This window comes from [Flexibacter] sp. ATCC 35208 (assembly GCF_001975825.1).
GTDB lineage: Bacteria > Bacteroidota > Bacteroidia > Chitinophagales > Chitinophagaceae > Chitinophaga.
The window spans coordinates 106,553-123,179 of sequence record NZ_MTKN01000015.1 but is presented as its reverse complement, the minus strand read 5'-3'; the positions used below and the strand labels follow the sequence as shown (position 1 = coordinate 123,179).

General features: G+C 43.3%; 16 protein-coding genes. 15 read left to right on the top strand and 1 reads right to left on the bottom strand.

Translation table 11 applies throughout. The features are described from left to right. Positions 1–3: 3 nt before the first annotated feature. From BW716_RS11895 to BW716_RS11830, 15 genes are all read left to right on the top strand, one after another. Positions 4–1,242, top strand: a complete 1,239-nt coding sequence (locus BW716_RS11895; protein WP_083722774.1) for a glycosyltransferase family 4 protein — start codon at positions 4–6, stop codon at positions 1,240–1,242. Between the two features lie 86 nt (positions 1,243–1,328). Next, a complete protein-coding gene (locus BW716_RS11890; RefSeq protein WP_083722773.1) occupies positions 1,329–2,576 on the top strand; it encodes a hypothetical protein in 1,248 nt (415 codons plus the stop codon). Next, positions 2,485–3,618: a glycosyltransferase family 4 protein gene (locus BW716_RS11885; protein ID WP_083722772.1), complete on the top strand. Its 1,134-nt coding sequence runs from the start codon at positions 2,485–2,487 to the stop codon at positions 3,616–3,618. The genes BW716_RS11890 and BW716_RS11885 overlap by 92 nt, the downstream gene beginning before the upstream one ends. Then, positions 3,611–4,996, top strand: a complete 1,386-nt coding sequence (locus tag BW716_RS11880; RefSeq protein WP_083722771.1) for a hypothetical protein — start codon at positions 3,611–3,613, stop codon at positions 4,994–4,996. Before BW716_RS11885 ends, BW716_RS11880 begins: the two co-directional genes overlap by 8 nt. Continuing rightward, positions 4,965–5,948, top strand: a complete 984-nt coding sequence (locus BW716_RS11875; RefSeq protein WP_083722770.1) for an acyltransferase — start codon at positions 4,965–4,967, stop codon at positions 5,946–5,948. The genes BW716_RS11880 and BW716_RS11875 overlap by 32 nt, the downstream gene beginning before the upstream one ends. 9 nt (positions 5,949–5,957) lie before the next feature. Further along, complete coding sequence (locus tag BW716_RS11870; RefSeq protein WP_083722769.1) at positions 5,958–7,064, top strand: glycosyltransferase; 1,107 nt, start codon at positions 5,958–5,960, stop codon at positions 7,062–7,064. 3 nt (positions 7,065–7,067) lie between these two features. Then, entirely contained in the window at positions 7,068–7,262 is a 195-nt protein-coding gene (locus BW716_RS36140) for a hypothetical protein (RefSeq protein WP_143708832.1), read from the top strand. Further along, positions 7,259–8,410, top strand: a complete 1,152-nt coding sequence (locus BW716_RS11865; RefSeq protein ID WP_083722768.1) for an XrtY-associated glycosyltransferase XYAG1 — start codon at positions 7,259–7,261, stop codon at positions 8,408–8,410. The genes BW716_RS36140 and BW716_RS11865 overlap by 4 nt, the downstream gene beginning before the upstream one ends. A 1-nt stretch (position 8,411) precedes the next feature. Continuing rightward, positions 8,412–9,320 carry a glycosyltransferase family 2 protein gene (locus BW716_RS11860; RefSeq protein ID WP_083722767.1) on the top strand — a complete coding sequence of 303 codons (909 nt, stop codon included), beginning with the start codon at positions 8,412–8,414 and terminating at the stop codon, positions 9,318–9,320. Further along, positions 9,320–9,784, top strand: a complete 465-nt coding sequence (locus BW716_RS11855; RefSeq protein ID WP_083722766.1) for a VanZ family protein — start codon at positions 9,320–9,322, stop codon at positions 9,782–9,784. The genes BW716_RS11860 and BW716_RS11855 overlap by 1 nt, the downstream gene beginning before the upstream one ends. Then, positions 9,759–10,307 (top strand): WcaF family extracellular polysaccharide biosynthesis acetyltransferase, encoded by a 549-nt coding sequence (locus tag BW716_RS11850; RefSeq protein WP_083722765.1) that lies wholly within the window; start codon positions 9,759–9,761, stop codon positions 10,305–10,307. Before BW716_RS11855 ends, BW716_RS11850 begins: the two co-directional genes overlap by 26 nt. Positions 10,308–10,309: 2 nt before the next feature. Continuing rightward, positions 10,310–11,539 (top strand): WcaI family glycosyltransferase, encoded by a 1,230-nt coding sequence (locus BW716_RS11845; protein ID WP_083722764.1) that lies wholly within the window; start codon positions 10,310–10,312, stop codon positions 11,537–11,539. 11 nt (positions 11,540–11,550) lie between these two features. Next, positions 11,551–12,936 carry an undecaprenyl-phosphate glucose phosphotransferase gene (locus tag BW716_RS11840; protein ID WP_083722763.1) on the top strand — a complete coding sequence of 462 codons (1,386 nt, stop codon included), beginning with the start codon at positions 11,551–11,553 and terminating at the stop codon, positions 12,934–12,936. A gap of 212 nt (positions 12,937–13,148) precedes the next feature. Next, on the top strand, positions 13,149–13,823 hold the full coding sequence (locus BW716_RS11835; protein ID WP_083722762.1) for a hypothetical protein: 675 nt from the start codon (positions 13,149–13,151) through the stop codon (positions 13,821–13,823). A 104-nt stretch (positions 13,824–13,927) separates the two neighbouring features. Then, entirely contained in the window at positions 13,928–14,974 is a 1,047-nt protein-coding gene (locus BW716_RS11830) for an acyltransferase family protein (RefSeq protein WP_083722761.1), read from the top strand. 120 nt (positions 14,975–15,094) lie between these two features. On the opposite strand, the gene BW716_RS11825 is transcribed toward BW716_RS11830, so the two are convergent. Next, positions 15,095–16,609, bottom strand: coding sequence for a malate:quinone oxidoreductase (locus BW716_RS11825; protein WP_255373870.1), 1,515 nt, complete (start codon positions 16,607–16,609; stop codon positions 15,095–15,097). Positions 16,610–16,627: the final 18 nt, after the last annotated feature.

The following is a 16,627-nucleotide window of genomic DNA, read 5'->3' as shown; positions in this document are numbered from 1 at the left end:
AATATGAAGATTATTATTTCGACAGGACAGGGCAGGTTGCATCTGATACAGTCCGCCATTGCCATCAAAGAGCAGGGAGTAGATGTGGAAGTGATTACAGGTTGGGTACCTGGGAAGAACTTTCCAGACAAATTTATTAATGTCATGGGCAAGCTGGTAGGCCGGAGTAATCTGGCCTACGGTTTGCGAAAACGCTCTCCTAAAGGATTCCCGAGAGAGCAAATCCGCACATGCAGCTTCTCAGAATTTTATATCCAGTTTCTTTTTATCCTCACCGGAAAGAAGGTTTTAACGAGAGATAAAGCGGCAAGAATGGGATGGAAAGCGTTTGGTACAGAATCAAAAAAGTACATCCGCAACAGCCAGATCTTTCATGTACGCAGCGGCGCAGGCCGCGCAGGCGCTATTGAAAAGGCCCGTGCACAAGGTATGAAGGTGGTAGTAGACCACAGCATTGCACACCCCAGCGAGATCAAAAGACAGCTGGACAAACTACTAAGCGAAAGTAAAGAATCAAAATTCATCAATATCTCTGATGGCTTCTGGAACAATGTGTTGAAAGATTGTGAAGAAGCAGATGTGGTGCTGGTGAATTCAGACTATGTGAAAGACACTTTTGTTGCACAGGGTTTTGCTGCTGATAAGATCAAAGTGATTCACCTGGGTATTGATGAGAGCTTTCATTCACTAAAACAATCTTATGAGTCAGGTACGATCCGCCTGGTGTTCACAGGCAACTTCGGTGTACGCAAAGGTGCTCACCTGATAGTATCCGCTATCGAACAACTTATTCAAAAAGATTTTCCTTTCACACTGGATGTGATTGGTAATGTATCGAACGAACTGGCTATTCCGGATTGGTTCAGGAATCATCCGGGTATCACCCTGCATGGTTCCATGCCACAGGATCAGCTGAAGACATTTCTCGCAAAGAGCGATCTGTATATTTTTCCGACATATGTAGAGGGCGCTGCACAATCTGTGAAAGAGGCGATGGCAGCAGGACTACCGGTAATCACCACTGTAAACAGCGGGGCGCCGGTAACACACATGGAAAACGGTTTTTTAATTCCCGATGATAACGCCGATGCACTGGCAGCTGCTATCCTGCAACTAAGCGCAGTACCGGCACTGAGAAAAGAAATGGGACTCAATGCTGCAGAAACGATTCGTACCGGCCATACATGGGAACGATATGCACAGGAAGTAACTGAACTATATAAAAGCATAATCAGCGCATGAATTTATCCAGGAACAAATCGAATATAAAAATCGTATTGTACTCTCTGCTCAGTTCTGTGCAGATGTCATTTGTGGGTACGCTAATTATGAGTGAGATATATGCAGGTCTCAATTCTCTTTCTTTTAGCCGTATCCGTCAGTTATACCGCAATAATCCTGACGTGAAAAGAATACAGGGAGCTTTGCTGATATTCCTGGCCATACAAATGTTGAGCGATGTGATTAACAACAATAGCGTGAACAATATGCTAAGAGGTTGGGCGGCGATTGGGGTATCTCTAGTGGTTTTTACGTTTATGTTCAGGATGTTCGACGATACGCCCCGGATCATTATCGCCTTTATGTGTGCCGAGGTGGTCAGGTTGATTCTCTTTGGCAGTTCGAGTCTGGAGCAGGATACCTCTTCTATGATGGAGGACTATTCGGTATTTAAGTTCAGGATTGCACCAATTACCAACTATATTATTTTAATCATTACGTTTTACACGTATAATAAGCGAAAGGATGTGCTCACCGTAGCCATTATTATGGCTTATGGACTTACAAATGTGGCACTGGACTTTCGTTCGAACGGGATGTTCTTCCTTTTTGGGGGATTAATCATTCACTTCCGCAGGGTACTTATGCATATGACTCTAGCCAGGAAAATTGGCTTAACCATTTTTGCGGGCATTTTTTTCCAGATACTGTATATATTTTATGTAAATGCGGTATTGTCTGGTGAATTTGGTGGTAAGCATGCCGATGATCAGCTGTCACAAGCAGATAATCCTTACAATCCATTTGCTTTGATCGGACAGGGGCGCGGGGAATTTTTTGTAGCCATCGAAGCTATAAAAGATGCACCCTGGCTGGGACATGGCTCCTGGGCAGTAGATGAGAACAATCATTACCGCAGTCTGATGTTTAAAGATCTTGACAGAGACAGGAGTCGTATGGAGGCACTTAATAACAGCGGTGTGATACCCAGTCACTCTATATTATTGGGGGCTTGGTTGTATGGAGGTATCATTGCATTTCTCTGTATTTTCTACATCTTCTGGTTGGTCATGAAACGGGCGTTTTCACTCATCATGAATGAGCGGGCTATGGAGACACCTTACTACCCGATCCTTGTATACTTTACGGTTCAGCTACTCTGGGTATTCCCATTTTCACCTTTGCCACATATCCGAAATACGCTGCCATTGATAATCGGATTTATACTTACCATTTACCATTCAATACAAAACGAAGAAGACGATGAAGAAGAAGATCTGCTTCCTGACAACGGGGGATATCACGACGATAGCTACTATGAAGCGCGCCCTGGGAATGGCCAATCCATTAGCTGATCTGGGATGGGAGGTCTCCATCATTGCGATGGACTGTGCTGAGAACAGGGAAAGAGCCAGCATAGAATGCGGCCCTGATGTAGCTGTATATTTTTATAAACCAGCCAACATGAATGGTGAGGTGGAACAAAAAATCATGCTGCTGAAAGAGATTCGTCCTGATTATATTTATTTCTGCTCATTTGGATTCCGTAACTGGATACGAAAAAGCGCACTGGGCTTCAACCCGCAGATGGTGATTGAACACTCTGAACTACAATCAGGTATTCCTGATAATAAAGGGTTGAAGAAGATCATGGCACACTTTATCGAATCACTGTCTGTGGTATATGCAGATAAGCTGATTTGTGCCAGCCGTTATCTCGAAACTTTCTATCGTAAGAGATCCAAACAATTCATGCGTCGCAGTTTGTCTGTGCTGTACTCTCCATATGCTTACAGTACAGAAGTAATTGACGCACCCAGGCTGCACCTCGATGAACTGCAGGCAAAGTATGCAGGGAAAACGGTGCTCATTTATATGGGAACAATGACGAAGAACTATGGTCTGTTCACCATGCTGGAAGCAGTGAAGGAAGCAGTGAAAGAAACCCCCGATATCAAGTTATTGCTGCTGGGTAGAGGCAGGCATCTGGATGAAGCGAAAGCATATGTGAAAGCGAATGGCCTTGAAGAATACATTGAGTTCCTGGGTTATGTACCTGAAACCATGCTGAGTTCTTACTTCGAACTGGCAGATGCATTCATCTCTCCATTGAACAATACGGTACAGGATTGGGCGCGTTGTCCCAGCAAAATCTACATGTATATTCCTTTTCATAAACCGGTATTCACCTGCAATATTGGTGAGCCGAAAGAGATATTTGGTGACGAAGGGTACTACTTCGACAATACTCAGCCGGGTTCCCTGGCAGAGTTGATTACGGGGCTTGTCCGGCAGCAGCTGGAGCGTGTGCCATTGGATGTTACAGCGCATAGCTGGACAACCCGTTCCCGTGAATTTTCCAACTGGATACTACAAAAAGAACCGATGTATGCATAAAGCTGTTTTACTTTCTAAGGGAGAAGGAAACTTTTATTTCGGTTTCCATGACCTGATCGCATGGAACTATGCTGGCGATAAATTACTCGCATTAAGGATCGATGATATGCTAACACCGCCAAATCCTGATGTACCCTGTGATATCGGTTACCTGGACAAGGAAGGGAAGTATCATAAAATGGGAGAAACTTATGCATACAATTATCCACAGGGTGCACGCCAGCAGTGGATTGGTAAATCAGATCTCTTCATTGTAAATGATAAGATCAATCATGCATGGCGTTCTAAAATCTATAATACAAAGACAGGTGAATGTACACCATTGGAATTTCCTACCCATGTGATTACAGATGATGGCTGGGCGTTTGGTCTGGACTATGCGCGGTTGTTCAGAGTAGGTGGTTATGGTTACACCGGTTTGCCGGATGCATATGCAGATGAAGATGCACCTGCAGACTCTGGTATCGTGAAGCACAATGTATACACAGGGGAAGAAGAGATGATCATCTCTGTAGCAGAGGTAGCGAACTACCAGATGAATGCGAACCTGGGGAATAACCATTACTTCACCCACTTGTTGCTGAACCCTTCACAGACACGTGTTTGCTTTTTGCACAGATATAAACTGAAAGATGGTGGTGAGACCACGCGCCTCATGACTATCAATACGGATGGCTCTGAACTGCATTGCCTGGCAACCGGCTTTCTGAGCCACTTTGACTGGCAGGATGATAACCATATTGCTATATGGGGACGTACAGGTAGTAGTGTGGAAAAACTGCGTAGTTCATTGTTATATCGAATGCTCCCAACTGGTTTGGTAGGCCGGGCGAAAAAAATAATCAAGAAGATCTTATATAAACCTAAACCAGGTGTGAACAGTAATCCAGGTTTCAACTGGTTGTTGTTTTCAGATGCAGAAGGTGCGCCGCACTCTTTGCTGGCAAAGGATGTAATTACTGAAGATGGGCATCCGATGTTCTGTCCTGCTAACAGGGATTGGATGATCTGTGATACCTATCCCAACAGCGAAGGTATCCGCACCTTATTTTTATTCCAATACAGTACACAACGACGCATAGATCTTGGCACTTATAAAATGCTGGATCAGCAGCCTGACCTCGATAAATCTATGCCATACCTGCAAGGTGTGGAAAAGACGGTGTTGAAAGCATTCTCTCCTCAGCAGATGGCTTTCACCCGCAGTGGTCTGCACTGTGATCTGCACCCAAGATGGAAAGGAGACGGTACCATGGTAGCGTTTGATTCCATTCATGAAGGCAGCAGGCAAATTTATGGATTCGATGTAAGTGATATTATTAAATCAAAAGACACAACCCCCGCACATGAACGACAGGCAGCACATTACGGGGTTTGATTTTATCAGACCTATCGCCGCTTTTAGTGTTGTATGGATACATGGCTGTGCCGGCAGTATCTTGACGAAAAAGTTGAACCCGTTGAATGCTTATGCGGTACCGGTATTTATCGCTATTTCAATGTTCCTCTTTGCCTGGCAGATCATCGGAAAGGGTCGCCGAAACTTTAGAGAAATGCTGGTGACCCGCATCCAGCGACTGATGATTCCTTTCTTTTTGTGGACACTGATTTACCTGGGCATTAGAATTTTTAAAGCAAGGTTTATACACGAACCTTTTGAAATGAAGTGGATAGAGACGTTCGTGTTCAAAGGTAGTTCTTACCAGTTGTGGTACCTGCCAAACCTTTTCTACCTCAGTCTCCTGTTCTTTCCTTTATTGAATGTGGCTGTGCGAAACCGGAAGATAGCAAATGTGGTCATCTTCTGTATTGTGTGCATATCTGCTGTTGTGTTATGGTATACACCTGCTGATATCAAACAGGCCGATTGGTTCACCAGGCATATCCTGTTGTACTTCGTGCCTTCACTGATTTCAGCATCGATAGGGATGTTATTTTACATCAACTATGAAAAGGTGAAAGAGAAGTATGGCACCAGCTTACACATACTGGTACCGATATGGGCGGTGGCGTTGTTTTTTGCACAGCTGTTTATGCCACATGTATTGACAGGATTGGCTTTTGTAGCGGTGTTGTTTCCATTGCTGCTATTCCAGATAAATGGTAGTTATCCGGGTATGATGGCATTGTCCAGAAATTCAATGGGCATTTACCTGATACACGGCGTGTTTCTGGAAGGGATTAAAACAGGCATGCAGCTCATCCATCATCCTGTACAGGGACTTGCGTTGACATTGGGATCCATTATTGTGACTTACCTGCTCAGCTTTGGTGTGTCTGAGATCTTATCGAAGAATGACATTTTGAGAAAGTACCTGATGGGCAATTAAACTTTTAACATGATTGGCATTTTGCAACCATATATACCTCATTACAGGGAGGAGTTTTTCAACATGCTGAAGGAGCAGTTGCCAATGGACCTTTATTGTTATGAGAAGCAGGCCGATATTGGCAAGCATCATTTCAAAGAGGGAAATACCTGCATTATTCCTTTGCGTGCATTTATGAAAGGACCTTTCGTTTTGTACAATCCTTTTCCGTTGCTGAACAGGAAATACAATGTGCTGGTGCTGATGCTGAACTTTGGTCACCTGAGTACCTGGCTGATCCTGTTACTGAAGCCTTTCATCAAACAAAAAATTGTGTTGTGGGGACATGGGATTTCTGTAAAGCGATATGTGAAGGAAGAAAAGAAACCGCACCTGTTACTGCGCTGGATGATTGGCTTGTCTGATGGTGTGTGGTTCTATACAAAGAAAGAACTGGAAGTGTGGAAAACCTTTATGCCGAAGATGAACGGACACGCATTGAATAATACGATCTCTGGTGTGGATGCCATTCTCGAATTGAACATGCCTGATAAGCAATCTTTGAGAGAAAGATATGGTATTACCCAGCAGCGTGTGCTCATTTACTGTGCAAGATTCAATGAGCCGGGCAGGCGGGTAGATCTGCTGGTAGAGCTGATAGAAAGATTGTCACCCGAAGGATTCGCATTTGTGATCATCGGTGATGGCAGATTGAAGCCGGATTTTACCCAATATACACATGTACATGACTTTGGTGCCCTGTATGACAGAAAGGTGAAGGATGAGTTGTTCAGCATGGCGGATATTTATTTTCAGCCGGGATGGGTAGGCTTATCTATTGTGGAAGCGATGTCTTACGGTAAGCCGGTATTTACATTCAAACGTTCTGAGTCTGTATTGCAATGTGTGGAATACAGTTATATCAGACACGGTCACAATGGAATGATCTTCGAGAGCATGGCGGAGTGTGTAGATGTATTGTCGCTCTCTACAGAAACAGAAATAGGCAGAATGGGCGAGAATGCCCGCGCTTATGTAAGGAAAGAATTAACCATGGATACAATGGCGGATAATGCAGTGACCGCCATCCGACATATTTCTTCACCCAAGCCTGTACTACATGAAGACGCAAAATAAGTTATGGCCTTTAGAGGTTTGGTAAAGCACTACATGGGACCCGGTGCACTGACATGGATCTGTTTTACAGGACTGACTTTAGTGATGGCTTACCTGTTAGAAATACATTTTCAGAAAAGAGTGGCTATGCCCTTATTGATAAAAAAACGTAAGAAAGCAGCTGTTGCCATGCCGGTGATCAGCGCAAATGCATCATGATGAAAATCTTATTTATTGTTCCTTCTTACAAGCCGGCTTTTATATACGGCGGGCCCATTGTAGTGATCGCCAGATTGGCTGAGAGACTGGTAAGCCTTGGGCATGAGGTGACTGTATTCACTACCACTGCAAACGGTCATCAGGAATTAGAGGTGCCTTTAAAGACGCCTGTGCAGGTGGATGGTGTAACGGTGTATTACTTTCCAAGAATAACAGGCGATCATACACATGTATCTCCTGCTTTGTGGAAACATACGTGGAAAAAAGCGAAGTCATTTGATGTGGTACATATTCATTCATGGTGGAGTTTCCTTGTATTAGGCGCTTCGCTCATGTGCAGACTGAGAGGCATCAAACAGGTACTTTCTCCGCATGGTATGTTCTGCGATTATGTACTGACGGCTAAGAACCAGGCAAAGAAAAAGGTATTGCACAATGTAATCGGCAAGAGTTTACTTAAGCATACTTATCTGCATACTTCTTCTCCTATGGAGTGGAATGAGTGCCTGCGCATCAATAACGGCTGGCAGGGGGCAAAGATCTTTAATCTGGTAGACCTCCCTGTGGTAGACTGTCCCCGTCAGGAGAATGAAGTATTTACTATTAGCTTTTTGTCTCGTGTAGATCCTAAGAAGGGGTTGGATATTCTGCTCATTGCTTTATCTAAAGTGCCTTTCAATTACAAATTACAAATAGCAGGTTCAGGTGAGGAAGCGTATGTGGCAGAACTGAAATCGATGGTTGCTACACTGAACATGGAAGATCATGTAGAGTGGGTAGGCTGGAAGAATTCAGAAACGAAATTCCCTTTCCTTGCAAATACAGATTTGTTCGCCCTCACTTCGCACAATGAAAACTTTGCGATCGTAGTGATCGAGTCTTTGTATGTAGGTACACCGGTATTGATCAGTAACAATGTGGGATTGTCCGGCTATGTAGAACAAAACAGGCTGGGATGGATTACAGGTATTGAAGACATTGAAGAGGTAAGAGCGAAGCTGACCCTGGCTTACAACGATAAGCTGGAACGCAACCGCATTACGGCTACAGCGAAGGATATCATCAACAGGGATTTTAATGAGAACAAGCTGGCAGGTGATTATGTCACCTTGTATCAAAGTTCAGGAACAGCGAAAAAGGTAATATAATATGGATCTGGCAGTCATTATTCTTACATACAATGAAGAGAAGCATATCGGTCGCTGTCTGGAAAGTATGCGACAGGTATCAGATGAGATTTATATCGTAGATGCATTTTCTACGGACGGTACGGTAGCGATTGCAGAGAGCTATGGTGCAAAGGTGTTTCAGCACACATGGGTGAATTATGCACAGCAGTTTCAATGGGGACTGGATAACTGTGGTACCAAAGCTTCGTGGGTAATGCGCATGGACAGTGATGAATACCTGGAACCGGCATTGATTGCAGAGATCAATGAAAAAGTACAGGGACTGCCAACAGAAGTGAGTGGTGTATACATCCGCAGAAAGGTATTGTTCAAAGGCAAGTGGATCAAACATGGTGGTTTCTATCCACACAACCTGCTACGCATCTGGCGAAATAAAATAGGCAGTATAGAGCAGCGCTGGATGGATGAACACATTGTACTGTCCGAAGGAAAGACAGCGCAGTTCAAAGAGCACATAGTGGATTACAACCTGAATGCGATACACTGGTGGGTGAACAAGCATAATAACTATGCCATCCGTGAGATGGTAGACCTGCTGAATATTAAATACGGCCTGCTGAGTGCAGATAAGCGATTGCTGGAAATGGAGAGCACGCAGGCGAAGAGAAAACGGTTCCTGAAGGAGCGGGTATATTCTTCTTTATCACCGGGTATGCGGGCTTCCTTTTACTTCATGTACAGGTACATTTTACGATTCGGATTTATGGACGGGTATCATGGATTTGTGTTTCACTTTATGCAGGGGTATTGGTATCGCTTACTGGTAGATGTGAACCTGGAAGAGTTTGAAGGAAAGTTGAATGGGGATAAAGGGAAGGAGAAGATGCTCGCTGTGTTGAAGGAGGATTATAATATCGTGCTTAATTAATGAAAAAGATCTTTTATAGTGTTGCATATTTCGTGGGGCTGTTTTATATCGTGTTTTGGGCGCCGTGGAGAAAAGGCGTGAAGTTGTCAGATGCAGAGCGATTGCGATTACACCCGATCGTGGATAGTGTGAAGGAGTTGTTTGACACACATGGAGGTACGTGGTTAGTCCATGCTTTCTTTTTCTTCGGCAATCTGTTTGGCAATATCGTGTTGTTCCTGCCTTTTGCATATGTGATGATGCAGGTATTCAATATGAAGAGTGTACTGAAGATAGCCGTATTAGCTTTTTTGTTAAGCCTTGCCATTGAAATCATACAGTATTATACAGAAAGTGGAGTCGCTGATGTTGACGATGTACTGCTCAATACGACTGGCGCTATAGCTGGAGTTTATTTATGCCGCTTTTTTCAAAACAAATCAAATACTTCATACACCGATGAACACAGATCTATCCAGGTTTAACACAGGTAACTATGCAGCCGGACCCAAGTGGAAAATCGGATTATGGTACCTGGTTAACTATTACATTTTTAACAGTGCTTTGCCATGGCCCTATGGTATTAAGCGGATGCTGTTGCGCTCATTTGGCGCGAAGGTGGGCAAAGGTCTTGTGATCAAGACCAAGGTGAGGATCAAATATCCGTGGAAGCTGGAGATTGGCGATCACTGCTGGATTGGAGAGAGTGTGTGGATCGACAATCTGGATGAGGTGCATATCGGCAATCATGTGTGTATATCGCAAGGGGCGATGTTACTGACGGGTAATCACGATTACAAACGCAGTGATTTTCCTTACAGACTGGGTGGTATCAGGATAGAAGATGGGGTTTGGATCGGGGCACAGTCAGTAGTGTGTCCAGGTATAGTATGTGGCTCCCATGCGGTGCTGACAGTGAAGTCAGTCGCAGCGAAGGATATGGATGCCTGGCTTGTTTATGCAGGGAACCCTGCTATTTCAGTACGAAAAAGAGAGATTTTAGTATAGTTATGTCCAAGCGAATATTATTGATAGGTGGGAACTTTTCACCGGAACCTACCGGGATCGGGAAATACAATGGTGAGATGATGAAATGGCTTGCAGAGAACGGATATGATTGTACAGTGATCACGAGTTACCCTTATTACCCGGAGTGGAAGGTGCAGCCTCCTTACGACAGGAAAAAGAACTGGTATACGAAAGAGAAGCAGGGCAACCTGACGGTATACCGATGTCCGCAATATGTGCCGGCAAAGCCTACGGGCAAAACGAGGATCATGCTCGACTTTTCATTTGCCGTATCTGCATTTTTTAAGTTGCTGACGTTGTTGCCCCGGAAGAAGTATGATGTCGTGATTACGGTAGTGCCACCTTTCCATCTGGGATTGCTGGCGGTGATCTACAAGAAACTGAGAGGTGCGAAAGTGTTCTATCATATACAGGATATGCAGATAGAGGCAGCGAGAGACCTGAAGATGATAGCTTCGCCAAAGCTGATCAATATACTCTTCAAAATGGAGCGGTATATTTTCAGACAGGCAGATATGGTGGGCAGTATTTCGGATGGTATGATGAAGAAGATCCGGGAAAAGGCGAAGAAAGATATTTTTTTCTTTCCGAACTGGGTGGATGTAAACAAGTTTCATCCTATTGAAGAGCGGTTGTTGTTGAAAACAGAATACGGCTTTGCCGCGACGGATAAGATTGTCTTGTATTCAGGTGCGATCGGGGAGAAGCAGGGGTTGGAATCCATTCTGCTGGCCGCACAGACGTTGAGAGGAGACAGACATCTGAAATTTTTGATCTGTGGGTCAGGACCTTACAAGGAGCGGTTGGTGTCGCAGTCGCAGGAGATGGGATTGGAGAATGTGATCTTTTTTCCTTTGCAACCATTTGAGCGGTTTAATCACTTCCTGAATATGGCCGATGTACATCTTGTGATACAAAAAGCAAATGCCAGTGACCTGGTAATGCCGAGCAAGCTTACGACAATTTTAGCAGTGGGCGGTCTGGCATTGATAACGGCCAATAGCGGCACGAGCTTGCATGACCTGGTGTCTGCGCATAATATGGGTATACTGGTTGATGCAGAAGATCAGCAGGCTCTCAACGAAGGGATACTGCGGTCTGTAAGTGAAGATGTGAGCGTGATAGCAGGAAACGGCAGAGCGTATGCAGAGAATTATTTGGCAGTAGGGAGGATTATGGGGCGATTCGAAGAACATGTAGTAGTAGGATAAAACTTATTTTTATGTTGAACCGTTATTTAAAAATATGCAGCATTCAGATCCTGATTATGGATTTCTTTTGTCTGAATGCTTTTTTCTTCTTTGTTTCTTACTGGTTACAACAAAAAGAGGTACCAGTACACCTGGATAGAGATACTTTTTTACTCGCTTCAAATATTGCATGGGTTATTGCGTTGTATACTACGGGTATTTATTTTTTGAGTCAGCAGATGTCTTATGAAAAGATAGCCAGGAAAACGATTCAGGGGATTTTGCTATACCTGCTTTTAATATTGTTATTTGTATTTTTAAATAAAGAAGCCTATAACCGTATTTTCATCATCACTTATTGTTCGCTTTTCCTCATCATTGTATTGGCAGACAGGCTTTTCTTTTATATACTGACGCATTATCTGATGCGGCGGAAAGAAATCGAGCGGAAGGTGGTTATCGTGGGTTATAATGACCTTTCCAAGCAACTGGTCGATAACCTGCTGGGCAGAAAGGGTAATCTCCGTTTTGAGGGTTATTTTGAGGAATACAGTAATGTGCATGAGCTGTCATATTATCCCGTTATCGGCAACTTGCAGGAGTGCATCAATTATGCACAGTTAAATAACATCAGGGAGATCTATTCGACTTTATCACCGGAGCAGTTTCCTTACCTGTATACATTGGCCCATGAAGCGGAGAAACATTTTATCCGTTTTCGCTTTGTACCTGATTTCAGGATGTTTGTAAACAGGCAGATCTACATTGATTACCTGGATAACATTCCTATTATTTCACTGCGGTCAGAGCCGCTGGATGATATTGCAAACAGGATCAGGAAGCGTTTCTTTGACCTGATATTCAGCTTAGGGGTGACGGTCTTTTTATTGAGCTGGCTGATACCTTTACTGGCGCTGCTGGTGAAGCTGGAAAGCAGGGGACCGGTATTCTTTATCCAGAACAGAACTGGTCGGAATAACAAAACATTCCGTTGTCTGAAGTTTAGAAGTATGTATGTAAACAACGATGCGAATAGTAAGCAGGCTACGAGAAATGACAAGCGATTTACCAGATTGGGAAAATTCATGAGAAAGACGAATCTCGATGAGATGCCGCAATTCCTGAATGTGTTGTGGGGAGATATGTCGATCGTAGGGCCCAGGCCGCATATGCTGAAACATACGGAAGAATATTCGGCGATTATTCAGAAGTATATGATCAGGCATTTCTTAAAACCGGGTATTACGGGTTGGGCGCAGGTAAACGGTTACAGAGGGGAGATTACAGACGATCTGCATCTGAGTAAGCGAATAGAGCATGACATCTGGTATATGGAAAACTGGTCTGTGTTTCTGGATCTGAAGATCATTTTCCTGACAGTGTTTAATACGATCAGAGGTGATAAAAATGCATTTTAACTTTTTTTTGAATATAGTGAAAGGCAGTTGGGTTGTATACTATTTGATAGCTAACATGATACAACCTTGAAAAAAAACATCAGATTGGCTATATTTTACTAATATAAGTAATAATGTTAATAGCAAATAACAGGCATTAAGTGTTAGTTTTACACTCCGGCATTATTATAAGCCGACAACCAACTTTAGGAAGCCTGTAAACAGCGTTGTAAATGAAAACTTCTGTGTCAGCACAAAATTTCCTTGAGGACAACCGGCTTATTGAGGACATCTTTCACGAGTTGAAATCCATTGTAGCGAGTATACTTTCCAGCGTAGAGCTGATCGCGTTATATGATGGGAAGCAAGTCGAAGGAAGAATAACCCGTCAGACGGAGGCCGTCAAGTCGCAGGTGATCGAATTAGACTTCCAGCTGCAAAATGTACGGATAGTACAATATATGCTAAACAAAAGTTTTGCGTTTAAGAGGAAGCAAACGAGCCTGCATTTATTTTTGAATCAGTTGATCCGAGATGAACCATATAATAAAGCGTTGCAACCCGTCACTGAGCTACCATCTGTAATAAAAGGGATTGATGCTTACATAGATGAGTTTGTGATCCGTCAGTTGGTATTGAATCTTTATTTCTGGATGAACCGGCATTCAATGAGCCATCAGTTGCCTAAGCTTATATTTAGTTTTGAAGAAAGCTATTTTGAGATCAGGGGAAATTTCTATGCAAATTATTTCAGGGATGCTGATAATGAATTGCTCAACCAGCCAGTGTGTTATTTGATGTCTTATATGGCGGCGTTGCATGAGGGGATTTTTGATTTGGTGATAGAGCCTGGGAAGAGTGTGAGTGTGGTAGTGAGGATACCATATAAGGCAGCGGGGTTGAGGTGAAAAAAGTCTCTTAGAAACAATAAGATAAGGTTAAAACAAAGGGGATATATCCATATCCTCTATTTTTTTGTTTTTCACATTCATCATAATAATAATCTGCTCCAATGAAAATTGAAAAAGTTCAGCGAGACTCTAATATTGAACTATTGCGTATACTGCTTATGTTTATGATCATAATGCATCATGTGGTGACAAGAGGATTAAGATTGAGAGAGCTGGGCACAGGGGGGTATATCCCTACTTCTTCTACAGCGTTCCAGTTATTACTGAATAGTTTTCTGATTGTGGCCGTGAACACTTATGTTTTCATCTCCGGCTATTTTCAGATCAGGTTCAAAGTAAAATCATTCTTTGCATTATTCTTCCAGGCACTGGTGTATTCTGTGCTATTGTACCTGTTGTTTGTAGTTACAGGGCAGGCACCTTTTGATAAGGTCACTTTTATTACCACGTTCTTTTTTATTTATAAAGGATGGTGGTTTGTCCCAGTGTTCTTAGTGTTGTATGCTATATCTCCGATATTGAATAAAGGGCTGAATGCGATGGGTAAAGGGCAGCTGATATGGATACTTCTCATCCTGCTGGTGTTCTGTAATATTAAATACATTCCGGGGAACTTCATTTCCGATCGGGGATTTGGGATCTTTAATTTCATCTTTATTTATATACTGGCTTATTTTTGTCGTTATTATGTGCCGGTAATCAGAGTGCCCTGGTTGTGGTATATCCTGTGCTGTCTTGTGACCTTTGCACTGGCTTATACAGCATTCAGAATGGGGAAATATGATACGGCATGGAATGTGTATAACTACAATAGTCCGTTCATCATCCTGGCAGCGGCATCCCTGTTTTATACATTCAGGAATATATCTATTAGAAGTGGATTTATTAATTCAATCTCCACGCTGGTATTTGGAACGTATCTGATACATGAGCAGCGCAATGTTTGTTTTGTGATAAAGGACTTTGTGGTGTATCTGGACAGTATTATACATAATGATGTGAAATTATTCAGCAGTTTGCTGGGTGTAGGGATCGTAGTGTTTGTGGTGGGTATCAGTATAGAAAAGTTGCGGCAGTTGGTATGTGATCCAATAGTAGATGCTATATTTAGAATACCTATTGTACAGAAGATATCAGCAGTATGGTAGGGGCTTTTATATCGAATGAATAAAAGGGGCCGTCTTTCTATGTTGAAAAACAGGCCTTGATATAAAAAAGAATAAAACAATCATGAAAGAGGGAATTCAATTCCCTCTTTCATGATTGTTTTATTTCAATTCTAAAACATTATTCGCCCATGACCTCACCTGTTCCAGCATATCAGGTTCATCCGCCAGTTTCTTCCCATAAGAAGGAATCATCTGCAACAACTTGTTCCTCCACGCTTCTGTCGCCAACTCCTTCTTAAAGCACTTATTCATCAACTCTAACATAATAGACACTGCTGTACTTGCACCAGGAGAAGCTCCCAACAATGCAGCAATGCTACCATCCGCCGAACTTACCACTTCTGTACCAAATTCCAGGATCCCACCATGCTCCGGATCTTTCTTAATCACCTGCACACGCTGTCCTGCTACTTCCAGTTCCCAATCTTCCATCTTCGCCTCAGGCAGAAAATCCTTTAATGCTTCCAGCCTTTCTTCCGGTGACTGACGTACCTGGTCAATCAGGTATTTTGTCAATGGAAGGTTATCAAGACCAGCAGCCAGCATCGGACGGATATTATTGAACTTGATAGAGCGTGGTAAATCCAGCCAGGAACCTTTTTTCAGGAACTTGGTAGAGAAACCTGCATAAGGTCCGAACAACAATGCCTTCTTACCATCGATCATACGTGTATCGAGGTGAGGTACAGACATTGGCGGTGCGCCTACAGACGCTTTACCATATACTTTAGCAGCATGCTTTTCAACAATTGCCTGGTTTTTACAAACCAGCCACTGTCCGCTTACAGGGAATCCACCGAAACCTTTACCTTCTACGATATCAGATTTTTCCAGCAGTGGGAGTGAACCACCACCAGCGCCGATGAATACAAATTTCGCCTGTAATGTTCTTTTTTTACCATTCTTCAGATCCTTCACTTTCAATCTCCATCTGCCATCTTCTCCCTGTTCCAGGTCTTTCACCTCGTGTTCGAGGTGAAGATTTACACCAGGTTGTTGTTGCAGATAAGTAATGAGAGAGCGGGTGAGGGCACCGAAGTTGATATCAGTACCAGCTTCCATACGGGTAGCTGCTACTTTTTCGTTAGGGTCACGACCTTCCATTACCAGGGGGATCCAGTTTTTGATCACCGCAGGGTCTTCGGAAAATTCCATGCCTTTAAAGAGATTATTTGCAGAAAGCGCCTGTTGACGTTTCTTGAGATATTCTACGTTGTTCTCTCCCCATACAAAGCTCATGTGAGGTACGCTCTGTATGAAATTGCCCGGCGAGTTTACGCAACCTGCCTGCACGAGGAACGACCAGAACTCTTTTGAGATTTCAAAAGATTCTGCAATCTTGATCGCTTTTCCGATGTCGATAGATCCGTCCTTCTTTTCTGGTGTGTAGTTCAGCTCACAGAAAGCAGAATGGCCTGTACCAGCATTGTTCCAGGCATCCGAGCTTTCTCCGGCGATCACGTCCAGTCGTTCGAAGATTTCTATTGTCAGCTCCGGTTGTAATTCTTTCAGCAATACGCCTAGCGTTGCACTCATTATGCCCGCACCGATCAGTACGATGTCAGGCGCCGATTTAGGAGACATATTATTATTTTTACGCGATTTGCAGCGCAAAAATAATACTTAATGATC